The 15,432-nt window shown below is 41.6% G+C and carries 16 protein-coding genes, 2 pseudogenes and 2 riboswitches; of the genes and pseudogenes, 14 read left to right on the top strand and 4 right to left on the bottom strand.

Features of this window, described 5'->3' with window-relative positions; all coding sequences use genetic code 11:
• Positions 1-95: 95 nt before the first annotated feature.
• From V7L07_RS33475 to V7L07_RS12680, 8 genes and pseudogenes are all read left to right on the top strand, one after another.
• Positions 96-266: pseudogene (locus tag V7L07_RS33475) on the top strand (peptide chain release factor-like protein); the annotation flags it as partial.
• Between the two features lie 6 nt (positions 267-272).
• Positions 273-455: pseudogene (locus V7L07_RS33470) on the top strand (hypothetical protein); the annotation flags it as partial.
• Positions 456-571: 116 nt separating this feature from the next.
• Positions 572-1,679 (top strand): peptide chain release factor 2 gene (gene prfB, locus V7L07_RS12705; RefSeq protein ID WP_335058254.1). Its coding sequence is split into 2 segments (ribosomal slippage): positions 572-643 and positions 645-1,679, totalling 1,107 coding nucleotides; the frame shifts between segments, so codons are not numbered across the junction.
• A gap of 146 nt (positions 1,680-1,825) precedes the next feature.
• Entirely contained in the window at positions 1,826-1,981 is a 156-nt protein-coding gene (locus V7L07_RS12700) for a DUF3285 domain-containing protein (RefSeq protein ID WP_104904774.1), read from the top strand.
• Between the two features lie 39 nt (positions 1,982-2,020).
• Positions 2,021-2,548: an rRNA maturation RNase YbeY gene (gene ybeY, locus V7L07_RS12695; RefSeq protein WP_179068961.1), complete on the top strand. Its 528-nt coding sequence runs from the start codon at positions 2,021-2,023 to the stop codon at positions 2,546-2,548.
• Positions 2,549-2,700: 152 nt separating this feature from the next.
• Positions 2,701-3,156 carry a diacylglycerol kinase family protein gene (locus V7L07_RS12690; protein WP_179063536.1) on the top strand — a complete coding sequence of 152 codons (456 nt, stop codon included), beginning with the start codon at positions 2,701-2,703 and terminating at the stop codon, positions 3,154-3,156.
• Between the two features lie 300 nt (positions 3,157-3,456).
• Positions 3,457-4,044, top strand: coding sequence for an anthranilate synthase component II (locus V7L07_RS12685; protein ID WP_334733417.1), 588 nt, complete (start codon positions 3,457-3,459; stop codon positions 4,042-4,044).
• A 15-nt stretch (positions 4,045-4,059) separates the two neighbouring features.
• Entirely contained in the window at positions 4,060-4,827 is a 768-nt protein-coding gene (locus tag V7L07_RS12680) for an MBL fold metallo-hydrolase (RefSeq protein ID WP_335058250.1), read from the top strand.
• 98 nt (positions 4,828-4,925) lie between these two features.
• On the opposite strand, the gene V7L07_RS12675 is transcribed toward V7L07_RS12680, so the two are convergent.
• The gene (locus V7L07_RS12675; protein WP_335058248.1) at positions 4,926-6,170 is read right to left on the bottom strand and encodes an FG-GAP repeat domain-containing protein; all 1,245 of its coding nucleotides are present in this window, start codon (positions 6,168-6,170) and stop codon (positions 4,926-4,928) included.
• A gap of 532 nt (positions 6,171-6,702) precedes the next feature.
• On the bottom strand, positions 6,703-7,170 hold the full coding sequence (locus V7L07_RS12670; RefSeq protein WP_335058246.1) for an NUDIX hydrolase: 468 nt from the start codon (positions 7,168-7,170) through the stop codon (positions 6,703-6,705).
• A gap of 275 nt (positions 7,171-7,445) precedes the next feature.
• On the opposite strand from V7L07_RS12670, the gene V7L07_RS12665 reads away from it, so the two are divergent.
• A complete protein-coding gene (locus V7L07_RS12665) occupies positions 7,446-8,756 on the top strand; it encodes an aminopeptidase P N-terminal domain-containing protein (protein ID WP_335058244.1) in 1,311 nt (436 codons plus the stop codon).
• A 232-nt stretch (positions 8,757-8,988) separates the two neighbouring features.
• On the opposite strand, the gene V7L07_RS12660 is transcribed toward V7L07_RS12665, so the two are convergent.
• The gene (locus V7L07_RS12660) at positions 8,989-10,179 is read right to left on the bottom strand and encodes a sensor histidine kinase (protein WP_335058242.1); all 1,191 of its coding nucleotides are present in this window, start codon (positions 10,177-10,179) and stop codon (positions 8,989-8,991) included.
• Positions 10,180-10,467: 288 nt separating this feature from the next.
• A riboswitch (cyclic di-AMP (ydaO/yuaA leader) is annotated at positions 10,468-10,675 on the top strand.
• 97 nt (positions 10,676-10,772) lie between these two features.
• On the opposite strand from V7L07_RS12660, the gene ntrB reads away from it, so the two are divergent.
• From ntrB to V7L07_RS12645, 3 genes are all read left to right on the top strand, one after another.
• Positions 10,773-11,624: a nitrate ABC transporter permease gene (ntrB, locus tag V7L07_RS12655; RefSeq protein WP_335058240.1), complete on the top strand. Its 852-nt coding sequence runs from the start codon at positions 10,773-10,775 to the stop codon at positions 11,622-11,624.
• Positions 11,625-11,762: 138 nt separating this feature from the next.
• Positions 11,763-13,205 (top strand): ABC transporter substrate-binding protein, encoded by a 1,443-nt coding sequence (locus tag V7L07_RS12650; RefSeq protein WP_335058238.1) that lies wholly within the window; start codon positions 11,763-11,765, stop codon positions 13,203-13,205.
• Positions 13,206-13,259: 54 nt separating this feature from the next.
• On the top strand, positions 13,260-14,096 hold the full coding sequence (locus V7L07_RS12645) for an ABC transporter ATP-binding protein (RefSeq protein ID WP_335058260.1): 837 nt from the start codon (positions 13,260-13,262) through the stop codon (positions 14,094-14,096).
• 17 nt (positions 14,097-14,113) lie between these two features.
• Positions 14,114-14,333: riboswitch (cyclic di-AMP (ydaO/yuaA leader) on the top strand.
• Here V7L07_RS12645 and V7L07_RS12640 read toward each other — a convergent pair.
• The gene (locus V7L07_RS12640) at positions 14,300-14,425 is read right to left on the bottom strand and encodes a hypothetical protein (protein WP_334695507.1); all 126 of its coding nucleotides are present in this window, start codon (positions 14,423-14,425) and stop codon (positions 14,300-14,302) included. (Overlaps the previous riboswitch by 34 nt.)
• 83 nt (positions 14,426-14,508) lie before the next feature.
• Here V7L07_RS12640 and V7L07_RS12635 point away from each other — a divergent pair, with 83 nt between their 5' ends.
• On the top strand, positions 14,509-15,129 hold the full coding sequence (locus V7L07_RS12635; protein ID WP_335058258.1) for a universal stress protein: 621 nt from the start codon (positions 14,509-14,511) through the stop codon (positions 15,127-15,129).
• Positions 15,130-15,222: 93 nt separating this feature from the next.
• Positions 15,223-15,366 carry a hypothetical protein gene (locus V7L07_RS12630; RefSeq protein ID WP_335058236.1) on the top strand — a complete coding sequence of 48 codons (144 nt, stop codon included), beginning with the start codon at positions 15,223-15,225 and terminating at the stop codon, positions 15,364-15,366.
• The last annotated feature ends 66 nt before the right edge of the window (positions 15,367-15,432 follow it).

Raw genomic sequence — 15,432 nt, 5'->3', positions numbered from 1 at the left:
CTTATTTTATCGTAGATCCTAGCTAGCTTATGATGATTGCATTTATATCCTACAACCGAGTCATACAAAGGTTTTAATGGTTTTCGGAGATGTCTACTGGGATTAGTGTATCGTGTAACCAAGAGCGTAGCCAGCTGCAAAACAAAGAGAAAGCCCTGGCTATTCTCAAGAGTAAATTGTTTGCGATGCCTACGGCTGGCTACGCCTACGCACTAGCCCAAAATGTCCAGATTGACAAAATTCAACCCCGACAGATCAAACCTCTATCCAGCAATCTCATCCGTGAATATATCTTGCATCCTTACACCAAGGTGAAAGATTTACGCACTAATGTCGAAACACCTGCTGCGACAGAGGTATTAGACGGTAAAATTGATTTGTTTATCAAAGCCTATCTGCAACAGCTAAATCACACTACTTCAGTGGGTAAAGAAGCGCTTGATAATTTCAAGTAACTTTTGTAACTAGTGCAGAAAAAATTTGCCCAACTACAGCTAAAATCAAGAAATATCAGTAGAATAAAGAGCAATTTTTTAATCAAAAGCGCTCTATCTCTCATTAAACAAGCATTATGGATGTCCTAGAACTCAAACGCGAAATCGAAACGTTGTCTGGCCGCCTGGGTAAAACCCAGGACTATCTTTGACGTACCTGCACTGACAGCCAAAATTCAAGACCTCGAAAAAATATCCGCTCAACCAGAATTTTGGAATGAGCAAACCCAAGCTCAACAAACGCTACAAGAACTCAACGACCTGAAAGCCCACCTCCAGCAATACGATCGCTGGCACGCCAATCTAGAAGATACTAAGGCAGTTGTTGAGTTATTGGAGTTAGAAACCGATGAAGCACTACTCCAAGAAGCGGAATCTACCATCACTAAACTGAATCGTGACCTGGATCAGTGGGAGTTACAACAGTTACTTTCTGGCCCCTATGATGCGGAAGGCGCTGTACTGACGATTAGTGCTGGTGCTGGTGGCACAGATGCTCAAGACTGGGCATTTATGTTAATGCGGATGTACACCCGTTGGGGCGAAGCTCACGGCTATAAGGTAACTTTAGCGGAAGAGTCGGAGGGTGATGAAGCCGGAATTAAATCGGCAACCCTAGAAATTACTGGTCGCTATGCTTATGGTTACTTGCGATCAGAAATGGGCACACATCGCTTAGTGCGGATTTCTCCTTTTAATGCTAACGGTAAACGACAAACCAGTTTTGCAGGGGTGGAAGTCATGCCACAGATTGATAACTCTGTGCAATTGGATATTCCAGACAAGGATTTGGAAATCACCACAACTCGCTCTGGCGGTAAAGGTGGACAAAATGTCAACAAAGTAGAAACTGCGGTGCGGATTGTTCACCTACCCACGGGTCTTGCGGTGCGCTGTACAGAAGAGCGATCGCAGCTGCAAAATAAAGAAAAAGCCCTAAATCGTCTCAAAGCAAAGCTGTTGGTTATAGCTAAAGAGCAACGCGCCCAAGAAATTGCCGAAATTCGCGGCGATATGGTAGAGGCCTCCTGGGGAAACCAAATCCGTAACTATGTATTTCACCCTTACCAAATGGTGAAAGATTTACGTACAACTACGGAAACAACAGCGATCGGCGATGTGATGAATGGTGAACTTGATACATTCATTCAAGCTTATCTGCGCCAAGAAAATAAGCTGGTATAAAACACTACGGCATAAAGGCACTCATTACATAACACCCCAACTGCTAAGGCGTTTCACTGAGAAACGCCTTAGCAATATATGGGCGATCGCAATTCTATGTCCAGACCAACTGTTACAGTTATAAAAGAGTCTGTAGACAAATAACTATGAGCAATTCACCTTCAACAGAACCCCAACCTAGCTACGTAAAACTCGCCATGCGAAACATGGTGCGGAAGGGTGGAACTTCCCTAAAGCATTTTGCACTGACTGCCGTAGGGCTTTTAGCTCTCCTTGTTGGTCTTGCTTATCTTACTCACTAACAACAAACCGTAAACCTCAGACGAGGAGGCTATATGCCCCTGAGAGTTGAATTATATGTAGAAGAGTATTTTTATGAGTTGTCCCCGACAACATCTGTAAAGATTGAGGACACTCATGCCCGAATCACCCCTGAAACTTGGGAAAACTGGTTTAATCACTGGTTAGAAATACTTCACCCTCAAATTCCGCCAGCGCCAAGTTATGAAATTGGGTTGCGTTTGACAGATGACTCGCAAATTCAAGAACTAAATGCCCAGTATCGTCAGCAAAATAAACCGACAGACGTTTTAGCATTTGCTGCTTTGGAGGTGGATTTTCCTCAAAGCAAAGAAATGCTTGCCTCTGTACCATTATATTTAGGTGATATTATCGTATCTGTAGATACAGCACAACGACAAGCCCAACAACAAGAACATAGCTTACCAACCGAGCTAGCCTGGTTAGCTGCTCATGGTTTATTGCACTTATTGGGCTGGGATCATCCTGATGAAGAAAGTTTGGAGCGAATGTTAGAACAGCAAGTAAAATTGCTGAAGGGAATAGGTATTGCTATTGACATAGAATAGCAGTAATTATGTATCCCTTAATGTTAATTTGGGGTAATACTTTTATAATACTTTTGTGCAAAATTGCTTAAAGATTGCCTCAAAGTTAGTTTCGCCATTAAGATCGGCGAATATTCCCACTGTAGCAACTCTGTTCTTCTGTTTTTAAGTCTATGTCCCAAAAAATTTCTTCATCACCAACGCCCACCTCGTTACAAACACTGGTGTCTAACGAACGGGAATTTTCCTGGAAAGTAGCCTCTAATTTATTTGTTAGTTTTAAGTATGCCTGGGCTGGAATCAGCTATAGTTTTCAGACTCAACGTAATTTTCGCATCCACATCAGCGTTTGTGCAATGGCGATCGCATTAAGCGTATTTTTGCATCTGCAAGCGGTAGAAATAGCGGTAATTGGGATAACTAGTGGTTTAGTTTTGGCATTAGAGTTACTAAATACAGCGATCGAGTCCGTTGTGGACTTAACCGTTAAGCAGACATACCATGATTTGGCAAAAATTGCTAAAGATTGTGCAGCTGGTGCAGTACTTGTTTCTGCTTTGGTAGCGATGCTAGTAGCTAGCATCTTATTACTCCCTCCTCTCGTAAAGTTAATTATATCGGCTTTGTAGACGTGATTTAGGCATCGCCAAATTACTCAGTCAGAGGATCGCACTCTGTCTGCTCTCCCTTGGAGAACATATTGAAAATTTAAATGTTGCGATGTCTACGACGGGCTATTCTGCGTCGCGCCAAGCATCCTAACTAAAGGTTTACTTGGTAATCTTTATAAAGTGGCCGTATAGTAGCCGCTTAATGCCTACGCGTCCACGTCAGCGTTATTTTTATACCTAGCCAACAAATAGTATGAGATACTTATCTATCTATGCTTTTTGCAACTGATAAGTGGTAAAAACCAGGAGTGATGAGCTTTGATTATAGTTATCGACAATTACGACAGTTTTACATATAATTTAGTACAGTACTTGGGAGAATTGGCAGCAGAATTCCCAGTGGCAGATGATATTAAAGTTTTTCGTAACGACAAAATATCCATAGATGAGATTCGGGCATTAAAACCGCAAGCCGTAGTTATTTCTCCTGGGCCTGGTCGCCCGGAAGATGCTGGCATTTCTTTAGAATTGATTGAACAGCTAGGACAAGAGTTACCTATTTTGGGTGTCTGTTTGGGACATCAAAGTATTGGTCAAGTATTCGGTGGTAAAATAATTCCGGCTCCAGAGTTGATGCATGGCAAAACCTCTCAGGTGTCTCACACTGGAGTGGGGGTTTTCCGGGGATTAGAAAATCCTCTAACTGCCACCAGGTATCATAGTTTAGTGATAGAACGTGAGACTTGCCCAGATGTGTTAGAAATCACCGCTTGGGTTGAAGATAACACCATTATGGGAGTGCGACACCGGAACTATCCTCACATCCAGGGCGTCCAGTTTCACCCAGAGAGTGTCCTGACATCTTCAGGAAAACAGTTATTGCGAAATTTTCTGGAACAGTTATAGTCAAGAGCATAATTAATGAAACGACGACAGTTGATGGGCTATGCTGGGGCGGGGTTGGTAACAGCTTTGCTTACTACCTTGGGTTCTGAATCTCAAGCTGACGCACAATCTAGCGGTTTATCAGTTCAGTGGTTGGGTCATACTTGTTTTCTTTTTACTGGTGGTGGTGCAAAAATTCTCGTCAATCCATTTCGGACAATCGGCTGTACTGCTGGGTATCGTCCACCAAAAGTTGCAGCAGATTTGGTACTGATTAGCAGTCAACTGCTGGATGAAGGTGCTGTGGACATACTACCGGGAAATGCAAAACTCATTTACGAACCAGGAGTTTACGAGTTCAAAGGTATTAAGTTTCAAGGAATTGCTATAGACCACGATCGCAAAGGTGGTAAGCAGTTTGGCTTAAATACCGCTTGGAGTTGGAAGCAAGGCGGAATTAATATCCTACACTTAGGCGGAGCCGCTGCACCCATTTCCATTGAGCAAAAAATCCTCATGGGGCGTCCCGATGTAGCATTTATTCCAGTGGGAGGCAGCGCAAAAGCCTACAATGCTGAAGAAGCAAAGCAGGCTGTGCAAGTGTTAAATCCCAAGTTGGTGATTCCGACTCATTACCGAACACAAGCTGCTGATGCTGCTAAGTGCGATATTTCGCCACTGGATGATTTTCTCACCTTGATGCAAGGTACGCCAGTGCGGCGTAGCAATGGAGATAGTATTTCCATTAGCCCTGGTAAATTACCGGAAAAGGGAGAAATTCAGGTTTTGAGTTACAAATTTTGAATTAAGGGGACTGGGGACTGGGTACTGGGGATTGGGAAAGAATCAGGGGAAGCAGGGAGAAAATAATGATTCCTGCCTCCACCTTCAGAATTCAGATTTTAGAACGTATACCACTCTGGGCCAAGCTTATCGGCATCGCTGATGGGGTTATCAACAGCTGTCGTTCCATCTATAGTCCAAATGTTGTCCGCACCTGCTGTCTGATCGCGCCAGTAGATGTCAGTCTTACCATCGCCATTGAAGTCACCAAGAGATGGGGTCAAGGCTGCGTTATTAGTAGGTAGGAAAGCTTGAGTTGCAACTGTTGTGCCATCCATCAACCAAGCGGTGTTCTCACCAGTGGTTCCATTGTGCCAGAAGATATCGGTCTTACCATCACCGTTGAAATCACCAATTTGAGAATTCCAGGATGAGTCAAGTGTCTCCAACTTACCCTCTGTGACTAAGATACCATTCATCGTCCAAACTTTGTTCTCACCTGTTTGAGCGTTTCTCCACAGAATGTCAGTCTTATAGTCGCCGTTGAAATCACCAAAGGTAGGAGTCCAGCCTGCATCCTGTGATTGCAGCGCCAATTCAGTCTTTTGTGTACCATCCATAAACCAAGCGCTGTCAGCACCGGTTGTCGGATTGCGCCAGAAAATATCGCTCTTACCATTGCCATCGAAATCAACAATGGTAGGAGTTAGCGCTGGATCTGTTTTATCTAAAACAGTTGCACTCAGAACGTTGGTGCCATCCATCTCCCAAATAGCGTTCTCACCGGTTGTAGCATTATGCCAGAAGATATCGGTTTTGCGATCGCCATTGAAATCCCCAATCTGAGGAGTCCAGGCTGGATCAACGGCAGTTAGAGAAGCTGCATTTGCAACTTTGGTTCCATCCATCAACACAATACTATTCTCACCGGTTGTCTTATTGCGTAATAAGAAGTCGGTTTTGCCATCACCATTGAAGTCAGCAATTTTGTAATCATAGGCAGTTAGGTCGAATTTACCTAGAGAACCCTGTTCCAAAACTTTTGATCCATCCATTAACCGAATGATAATCTCACCGGTTGTAGAATCGACCCAAACTTTGTCCGTTTTGCCATCACCGTTAAAGTCAGGAGTAATCGCCGCACTAGTTATGTAAGGATTAGGATTGGGATTTGATGACGTTTTAACAGGCGCAGTTACGGGTTGAGTTTGTAGTAGTGCTTGTGAGGAACTATTAAGCCCAGGCGCAAAATTAGAATTTAAACTATCAATAGAAGTTGTCAAGATTTGTGATTTGGCAAAAGAGTCTGATGCCCATTGATTTGTATTCAAAGATAAGGGGGAGGAATTTGTAGTTCCAGACATGGTGTATTTTTATGATCGGTTGTTATATTCTTTTAACTTTGTTTAACAATCTCTTTCTGTAACCAAATAACATTTACCAGGCTTTCAATATTTCTTTATAACTATTTTTTCTTTATTAATGTCATTCTTTGAAGATAAATATTTGTTTGTTTTAAATGATTAATAGTAAATTTTCAAGTTCTATATAAACAATCGCAAACTATTTTTTGTATTTTATATACAATGATGATTTGTAGTCAATTTTTATTTATTTAATCTATTTTCTTTTACATTTCAATATTGCATCATAAATCTGTATCTTTAGAGGATGTTTTAAAAGTATTGGGCGAATAGAATTCGCTACTACCGACACAAGCGAACGCAAACAGCATCTCGCAGATAAGTTCACCTCCGTGGACTAATACAAATTAATCTACGGAGGTGAGCAAAGTCTCGTTTGGCTAAGACTTCCAGTCGCCCAATGAGTTATAGGCAAAGCATCTCCGGCTCCGCTCCTCAATTCTGAATTATTCTTCAATTTCTTGGCACTTTCTCAAGTATTATCTGGATTTTTAGTATTTTTTATCTTGTGAGCAAGTTTAGATAAAAAATAACCTTGGCCACCAGCTAGACCTAAATCTGAGCCATCCAGTTTAACCCAATAAAAATCAAAAGCTATAGAGTTTTTACTAGTACTTGAATGTATTTCCCAATGCTGCCAAGTAGATGGTGTAGACTGAGTTAGTTCGAGGTGGTAAACATAACGTTCTTGAATCTCATCACGATCAGGAGCCATATTGTATTGATAAATACCCAATAACTCAAGAATACGAACTCCCTTAACACCGGATTCTTCATAAATTTCTCGCAGCACAGCTTCAGATGGCTCTTCATTTTCTTCAACTGTACCAGCAGGTACTTGCACGCCAGCTTCAGGAAAATTAGTATGTGTAAACACCATTAATTCATCGTTTTTGGTAATATAAGCGATCGCTTTTTTTGTTTTGGTTTGAGTAGACATATCTTTTACGGTGTTTTGTCAGATTGATGAAATATCATAATTTATATAAAATAGAGTTTCATAAATATCCTAAATTATTCAATCACAACAAGAGTTGGGTTTGATAATTTTAAATTCCCCGTTCGCATAGCGTCTCGAAGAGAAGGGGTTGGCTTGAGTGGAAACAAATATTGGTTAGAATAACTTAGATTAGCAACTATTAAGAGGCCTAAACTGTGCATCTATCAGTTGTTAAAAGTGTAAAATAATACAATATTTTCATAAAAACATCAGCTATGCAAGCAGAATATCGGCAGCGTCGCGAGCAGTTAATGGCAAAAATTGGTGATGGTACAGCCATTTTTCGCAGTGCGCCTATGGCAGTAATGCACAACGATGTAGAGTATGTTTATCGCCAAGACAGTGATTTTTTCTACTTGACAGGTTTTAATGAACCACAGGCAGTAGCAGTATTAGCGCCGCATCATTCAGAACATCGGTTTGTGCTGTTTGTCCAACCAAAGGATCGCGAAAAGGAAGTATGGACTGGCTATCTTTGTGGAGTGGATGCAGCGAAGGAAATTTATGGTGCTGATGAAGCATACCCCATTAGTGAATTAGATGAAAAGCTACCGCAGTATTTAGAAAAAGCTAGCCGCATTTACTATCATTTAGGACGCGATCGCAATTTTAATGACCAAATCATCAGACATTACCAAAGTTTATTGCGGACTTATCCTAAGCGCGGTACTGGGCCAATCGCTATTGAAGATACTGGCCTTGTCCTCAACAGCATGAGATTGATCAAAAGTGAAGCGGAAGTGGAATTGATGCGTCAAGCAGCAGCGATCGCTACAGAAGCACACAATTACGCCCAAGAAATCACCGCACCTGGACGTTATGAATATGAAATACAGGCGGAGATGGAACGCATCTTTCGAGTACGGGGTGGCTTAGGGCCAGCTTATCCTTCCATTGTGGCTTCTGGTGTGAATGCTTGCGTACTACACTATATTGAAAATAATCGTCAAATGCAGGATGGAGAATTACTGCTAATTGATGCCGGTTGTGCTTACGATTATTACAACTCTGACATTACCCGGACATTTCCTGTGGGTGGTAAATTTACACCAGAACAAAAGACGCTGTATGAAATTGTTTTGGAAGCACAAAAACAAGCGATCGCTCAAATTAAACCAGGTAATCCCTTCAAATTAGTTCACGATACAGCAGTTCGCGTCCTCACGGAAGGTTTAGTCGAACTTGGCATTCTCAAAGGTGAAATTGATAATTTAATTGAAGAAGAGAAATATAAGCCATATTATATGCACCGTACCAGTCATTGGTTAGGTTTGGATGTCCATGATGTGGGGGTTTATCAGCATGGTGAAGACAAACCGCAGATTTTGCAACCAGGTCAAATTTTGACGGTAGAACCGGGAATTTATATTGTGCCAGATACCAAACTAGCAGAAGACCAACCAGAGACCGATCCTCGATGGGTTGGCATTGGCATTCGGATTGAAGATGATGTGTTAGTTACATCTGATGGATATGAGGTTTTAACTGCGGGGGTTCCCAAAGCAGTAGATGAAATAGAAAGATAAAACATAGGGGATGGTACATACCATCCTTAAGAAAAACCCCGGCGATTGGAAATCGCGGCTACACAGACAAAACCCACCTGCGTGGGTTTGAAGTGACTTCCAGCCCCGGCGATTGGAAATCGCGGCTATACAGACAAAACCCACCTGCGTGGGTTTGAAGTCTTTGATTTTGTATTAGTCCACGGAGGTGGACTTTGCTTGTGTAGCCGCGATTTCCAATCGCCCAATACTTTTAAAATTCTACTTCTAAGGGAAAAATCGCAGTGAAAGTAGAACCAACACCTACCTGTGACACTAGGTTAATTTCACCCCGCAGTAGTTTCACCAACCGCGAGACGATCGCTAATCCCAATCCTGTACTATCAGGAAGATAGGGGCGATCGCTAGAAGTCACGCGAAAATAGGGTTCAAATATTTGGGCTTGGTTTTCGGAGGCAATGCCAACTCCAGTGTCAGAAACAGCGATCGCCCATCTCTGATTCTCCAACATCTGACACATAATAATAATAGTCCCCGATTCTGTATAACGAATTGCATTACTAATAAGATTTGTGACAATTTGTTGCAACTGAAAAGAATCTGTTAATGGTTTTTCGGGAGCGCGATCGCAATCTACTACGATTTGTAAATTTTTCCCCGCAGCCAAAGGTTCCAACATTTCACAAACATTATTGATTAATTCACGCACATCGGTAGGCACTAATTGGATTTTTATCTGCCCTGCTTCATAGCGCGAAAGTTCTAATATATCATTGATTAGATGGAGTAATTGTCTACCATTGCGTAGTACCCGCTCAATATGTTCTAAATTGGTATAGTTGTCTTTTATTTCAGTCTTGCGCCGTTGTTGGCGTAAAAACAGATCCGAGTAGCCAATAATAGAAGTTAAAGGATGTTTCAATTCGTGGGCGAGTTGGGAAAGATATTCTTGATTGGCGCTAATTAACCGCGTCAGTTCCTCATTATGAAGCGTTAGTGATAACTGCAACTGCTTTAATTCTCGTAAGCGTTCCTCAACATAACTTTTAAAACACCGAGCGATCGCTTCATCTAGAATCGCATCAATCAAACGTATGGAACGAATTATCTCTACAGGTGTTCCCTCTAATAAATCTCCTTGTAGAGCATCAAATATTACTGTCCGTAGTAGATGATATTCTCTGGCAATTTCTGCTGGATCAAAGCCTTGTTCGGCTCGAATAGCTCCATGCTGAAAACTCGCAGTAACCATTGACTGAATATCATTATCCTGATGTTTTGAAAGCACCGTCACCATCGCTTTCAAAACATCAGGAATGTGATCCTTTACCGATGTATAAGATAAGTCATCAGCACTTTCAATCCGTCTATCCTTGCGAACAGCTAAAATCCATTTATCAAGGATGATGTCAGTTTTTTCAGCCAGTAGTTGACTAAAATCCATTATGTTAAATTCAGCTAGGAGATAGATGAGTGAACTTCCATATCCAAATAGTTTAGCGACTAGAGTGGTGTTTCAACAAAATGGTGATATGTTTCACCTACCAAAAGAAATAGATTTTATAAAATCTTTTGTTGCTGAGATTATGCTTGATTACCGAAAAGTCAGGGTATGCGCTTGATTTAAGTAACAAAATAAACAAGATTAATCACAAGACAGATACTTTCACGGAAGCATTGGTGTTATATTATGTATATCAATGTTATACTGTACATAACTTTGTATTGAATTAGAGTAAGTCAGCCTAATCCAGCAGACCACAGTGCGTGACGTTGGAGCGGAGGAACCAAATTGTGGGGCGAATCTCAGAGAAAGTGAGGAGTTAGAAGTTATTTTACCAAATAATTAACTCATAACTCATAACTCATAACTTTCTTCAGAAGGGCATCTCTCAGCCCTAGCCCGTCAGCTAACTTCGTAGGCATTGAGAGGAGACTGAAGAGATGGCATTTTTATAATGTTCCGATCTCATCGGTGTCCAAGGCTGGTACTGCTCAAATTTTTTGTACCTGCACTTAAATCTGTTGAGGTCGTAAATGATATTTCAACTAAATCTAGCGGCGATCGCAGCGATCGCGGCGCGAGCGACTTGGAAAAAGACAAAACCTATCATCCTTAGAGATGTCTTCATTTTACCTGTATTGGGCTTCTTGGGAATAATTGTGTTGTGGTGGATTATTGCACTTGCCAACCATGAATTAATGCCCACTCCACCAGAAGCGCTAATTGCGAATCTAGACTACATCTTAAATCCCTTCTATCAAAGAGGCCCAGGGAACTTAGGAATTGGTTGGTTGTTGATCGCAAGTCTGCGTCGGGTATTACTGGGCTTTTTGTTAGGTGCGGTAGTAGCGATTCCTCTAGGGTTTCTAATTGGCATGTCCAGATCGGCAATGCTAGCGCTTAATCCGATCATTCAAATTTTTAAACCTGTGTCGCCTCTAGCTTGGCTACCCATTGCCTTAGCAATTTTCAATTTAGCAGAACCTTCCGCCATTTTTGTCATCTTTATTACCTCCTTATGGCCGACGATTATTAATACCGCCTTAGGAGTTTCTAGCGTTCCCCAAGATTATTTAGATGTGGCACAAGTGTTAGAAATGCCCCGTTGGCGACGGATTACAAAAATCATTTGGCCTGCAAGTCTGCCATATATTTTTACAGGTTTGCGAATTAGTTTAGGTATAGCTTGGCTAGTAATCGTTGCTGTGGAAATGCTGACAGGCGGTATTGGTATCGGCTTTTTCGTCTGGGATGAGTGGAGTCGTTTAAACCTGAGTTCAGTCTTTTTAGCTGTGTTTATAATTGGCTTAACTGGGTTAATTCTAGATTACGCCGTGGGCAAAATTCAAGAATTAGTCACCCATCGGCCTAGAACTTTCAACTAATTAAACGGGATTTTAGATTTTAAATTTTGGATTTTGGATTGAAGAATTGAAAATCCAAAATTTAATAATATCTGTTCGCGCAGCGTCTAATCAAACAAATCTAAAATCCAAAATTAATCCACCAATGGAGCAATAAGAATGGGTGATAATAACTGGACTCGACGAGACTTTATTAAAGGAATCGGAGCAACCACAACGGGAATAGCGTTATCTTCCTGTGCGATTTCAGGAGATAGATCCGCCAAAGGACTAACAGAAGAAGCCTTAGCTGTACAACCAGTAGTTAGATCCCAAGACCTAGAAAAAGCTGATATTACCGTTGGTTACGTTCCCGTTAATGATTGTGCGCCATTTGCGATCGCCTGGAAAAAAGGTTTCTTCCGCAAATATGGTTTGAACGTCACACTCAACCGCGAGGCCAGTTGGGCTACTTCCCGCGACGGTTTAATATTTGGTCGCCTGGATGCTTCGCCCGTAGTATCTGGTGCTGTCACCAATGCCAGAATTGGTGCCGAAGGCGCGCGCCACGCCCCCTTATGTGCAGCTATGACCATTCACCGCCACGGTAACGCCATGACGATGAATAAAGCCATGTGGGATTTTGGGCTGCGTCCGTGGTACGAGTATCAAGAAAAATATGGCGATGGGGCACTAGAAGCCTTTGGGCGCGATTTCCGAGGCTACTTTGACAAGCAGCCGCCAGAAGGCAAAGTCTGGGCGGTAGTGCTAAGTTCTGCCATTTACGAATACTTTGTCCGCTACGTATCCGCCGCCGCAGGTGTTGATCCTCTTAAAGAGTTTCGGATCATCATCGTTCCGCCTCCCCAAATGGTAACAAACGTGCGGATTGGTGCGATGCAAGCTTACATGGTTGCAGAACCCTGGAATACGAGAGCAATAACAGGTAATGAAAACATCGGTTTTACCTTCGCCCAAGGTAAAGAAGTCTGGTTAGGACACCCAGATCGTTTATTAGGAGTGATGGAATCTTTCATCGATAAATATCCTAAAACTTATCGTTCCCTCGTCAAAGCGATGATTGAAGCTTGTCAATATTGCAGCAAAGTAGAAAACCGCCAAGAAGTAGCCGAACTACTTACAGAACGTTCCTTTACAGGTGCTAGACCAAAAAAGAAAGATGCCCCAATCGCCAAATTTACAAGTCCGGGAATTCTCGGTAACTATAACTATGGGGGCTTTGACGGCAAAGATCGCACCATCAAAGCCGCTGACACCACGATTTTCTTTGATATTCCTGACAATATTCCCCAACAGCCAGGAGAACACTCAACATTTTTATGGAGATCCAGAAGTCTTTGGTTGATGACACAAGCCGCGCGGTGGGGACAAATTAAGGAATTTCCCAAAAATGCCGAGAAAATAGCTGCACAAGGTTGGAGGACAGATTTATATCGGGAGATAGCATCAGAAATGGGCATCAAATGTCCCAAGGATGATTACAAGGTTGAACCACCAGAAGTATTTATAGATAAGAAAGGCTTCGATCCTAGCGATCCGGTAGGCTATCTAAATAGTTTTGCCATCAGGGCTAACGCTCCCTCCCGCTTTTTCATGTCTTAAAATACCAAATTTAAATTTCGATTGACGACTAAATTATTTGCGGAGCATTTGATGATGGAATATACCTCATTACCGATTAATACTCAGAACCAAGTTCTGCCCCGCCCTGGATTTTTAGAAATTGAAAATTTAGTCAAGTCTTATCCGACACCTGATAAAGATAACTTTGTCGTGTTAGATGGAGTTAATCTGACGATTGGTGAAGATGAATATATTTCTGTAATTGGTCACTCAGGTTGTGGGAAATCAACTCTATTAAAGATAGTAGCTGGTTTAGAAAAAGCAACTTCCGGCTTAGTCAGGCTAGATGGGAAAGAAATTCGTCAGCCGGGAGCCGAAAGGATGATGGTATTTCAGAACTATTCGCTGTTACCTTGGTTAACAGTGAGAGAAAATATCCGTTTAGCCGTAGATGAAGTGTTAAAAAATGCTAATCGATCTGAAAAAATTAGCATTGTAAATCAACACTTGGCAATGGTAAACTTGACGGCGGCGGCTGACAAATATCCCGATGAAATTTCTGGAGGTATGAAACAACGAGTAGGTATTGCCAGAGCCTTAGCAATTCGTCCCAAAATGTTGCTGATGGATGAACCTTTTGGGGCATTAGATGCACTAACTCGTGGCAAATTAGAGCAGCAGGTATTGGATATTTGGGAAAATAATCGTCAAGCGGTAATGATGATTACCCACGATGTAGACGAAGCAATTTATATGTCCGATCGCATCGTCTTGATGACCAATGGTCCGGCTGCTAGTATCGGGGAGATTTTAGAAGTTCCTTTTGAGCGTCCACGCGATCGCGCCACCATACGAAACTCAAAAGAATATTTTGAACTCCGCAACCACGCCCTAAATTTCCTTGATCGATATTTTGCCCAAGACGAGTAAATTAGATTATCATTTTTTTTAGTGGGTAGCCTAATTCAAATTCATGAAAGCTGGATTTGGAACGGAGGAACCATATTGTGGGGCGTATCTCATAGAACATGAGGAGTTAAGAGTCAGAAGTTAAGAATTATTAATATTAACTCAGCAGTCAGCACTCAGCACTCAGCACTCCTAAGAGAGAGACACCTTCCAGTCTTAGCCCGTCAGCTAACTCCGTAGGCAATGGAAGGAACCCCCAAGATTTTGGCTGTAATACAGTTATTATTGGGGTTTCCTTGACTGATTTCAGATTTGAGATTTTGGCGATCGTCACTCAATCTAAAATCCAAAATCTAAAATCTAAAATTTGTCCCCCTGCTTCTCATTGCTAATTCATTTCATTAGGAGAAGTAAAGCTGTGCAAATCAAACCAATGTTAGCACGTCTGCAAAGTGCCACAGGTCGAGATGACTTAATCGAACAAATGGTACTCGTGCCAGAACCAAAAAAACCTTTTTCTGAAAAACCTCAAAGCCCAAAAGCAGTTAACTTAATTGTTGCATACAACGCATCTCCCAACAGTCATACAGCACTAGATATTGCTTTTTGGATTGCCCATCAAACCCGTTTAGCCACTAATGCAGAAGTCACAGTTCAAGCTGTTTATGTGATAGAAGATAATCAAAGTAGTCAGTATTCAAATATCTTGAGTTTTCCAACACAACAGTTTCCGCTGGTATGTCAAGTTAGTGAAGTATCAAAGTCTGTCACACAGGTATTAACTCAACCCAAATTGCAGACTGTGGTAACTCCTCTGCAACAAGCAGATATAATTCTCTGGCAAGCGCGAAGTTTAGCTGAAGAATGGCAGGGTTCCTTTAAATCTCATTTGCGGTTTGGCTGCATTTCTACAGAACTTAGCAAAGTTGTTGAATTAGAAGCGGCTGATATTCTGTTTCTCGGTTGCAACTCTGTCAATCATCCGATGATTGAGGCTCTAGGTTCTAATTTCCCCTGTGCCGTTTTGGGTATTCCCAGTAGTATTGATGAATAATCGCTCTTTAAAATTCTAGTAATTTTTGTCAAATTTTGATTCAGAGAAAAGTCACCTAAAACTAGGTGGCTTTTTTAGCTAATTATTAAAATCATGAAACACGAACTATTTTTTTATGAATTTGAAATAAAATATTATCAATGGCGATTAAAAGAAGCACAAAAAGAATATGAATCTGGCTTTGAGCGCCTATCACAAATTAAATCTTATAAGCTGTTCCACATTTCAATTGCATAAATGGTAAACTAGATATATCCATGCATTCAGCATTATTATGCCTGCCAAAGGGTTTCTAGCTCAATC

Origin of the sequence: Nostoc sp., assembly GCF_036916985.1 — a bacterium.
In the GTDB taxonomy this organism is placed as follows: domain Bacteria; phylum Cyanobacteriota; class Cyanobacteriia; order Cyanobacteriales; family Nostocaceae; genus Nostoc.
Note: the sequence above shows the minus strand (reverse complement) of the source record. Positions and strands in the feature narration are given on the sequence as shown.

Coding starts and splice junctions, on each gene's coding strand:
- V7L07_RS12700 (WP_104904774.1), top strand. CDS start 1,826: ATGAGCAATTCACCTTCAACAGAACCCCAACCTAGCTACGTAAAACTC.
- V7L07_RS12690 (WP_179063536.1), top strand. CDS start 2,701: ATGTCCCAAAAAATTTCTTCATCACCAACGCCCACCTCGTTACAAACA.
- V7L07_RS12680 (WP_335058250.1), top strand. CDS start 4,060: ATGAAACGACGACAGTTGATGGGCTATGCTGGGGCGGGGTTGGTAACA.
- V7L07_RS12675 (WP_335058248.1), bottom strand. CDS start 6,170: ATGTCTGGAACTACAAATTCCTCCCCCTTATCTTTGAATACAAATCAA.
- V7L07_RS12670 (WP_335058246.1), bottom strand. CDS start 7,170: ATGTCTACTCAAACCAAAACAAAAAAAGCGATCGCTTATATTACCAAA.
- V7L07_RS12665 (WP_335058244.1), top strand. CDS start 7,446: ATGCAAGCAGAATATCGGCAGCGTCGCGAGCAGTTAATGGCAAAAATT.
- V7L07_RS12660 (WP_335058242.1), bottom strand. CDS start 10,179: ATGGATTTTAGTCAACTACTGGCTGAAAAAACTGACATCATCCTTGAT.
- ntrB (WP_335058240.1), top strand. CDS start 10,773: ATGATATTTCAACTAAATCTAGCGGCGATCGCAGCGATCGCGGCGCGA.
- V7L07_RS12650 (WP_335058238.1), top strand. CDS start 11,763: ATGGGTGATAATAACTGGACTCGACGAGACTTTATTAAAGGAATCGGA.
- V7L07_RS12645 (WP_335058260.1), top strand. CDS start 13,260: ATGGAATATACCTCATTACCGATTAATACTCAGAACCAAGTTCTGCCC.
- V7L07_RS12635 (WP_335058258.1), top strand. CDS start 14,509: ATGTTAGCACGTCTGCAAAGTGCCACAGGTCGAGATGACTTAATCGAA.
- V7L07_RS12630 (WP_335058236.1), top strand. CDS start 15,223: ATGAAACACGAACTATTTTTTTATGAATTTGAAATAAAATATTATCAA.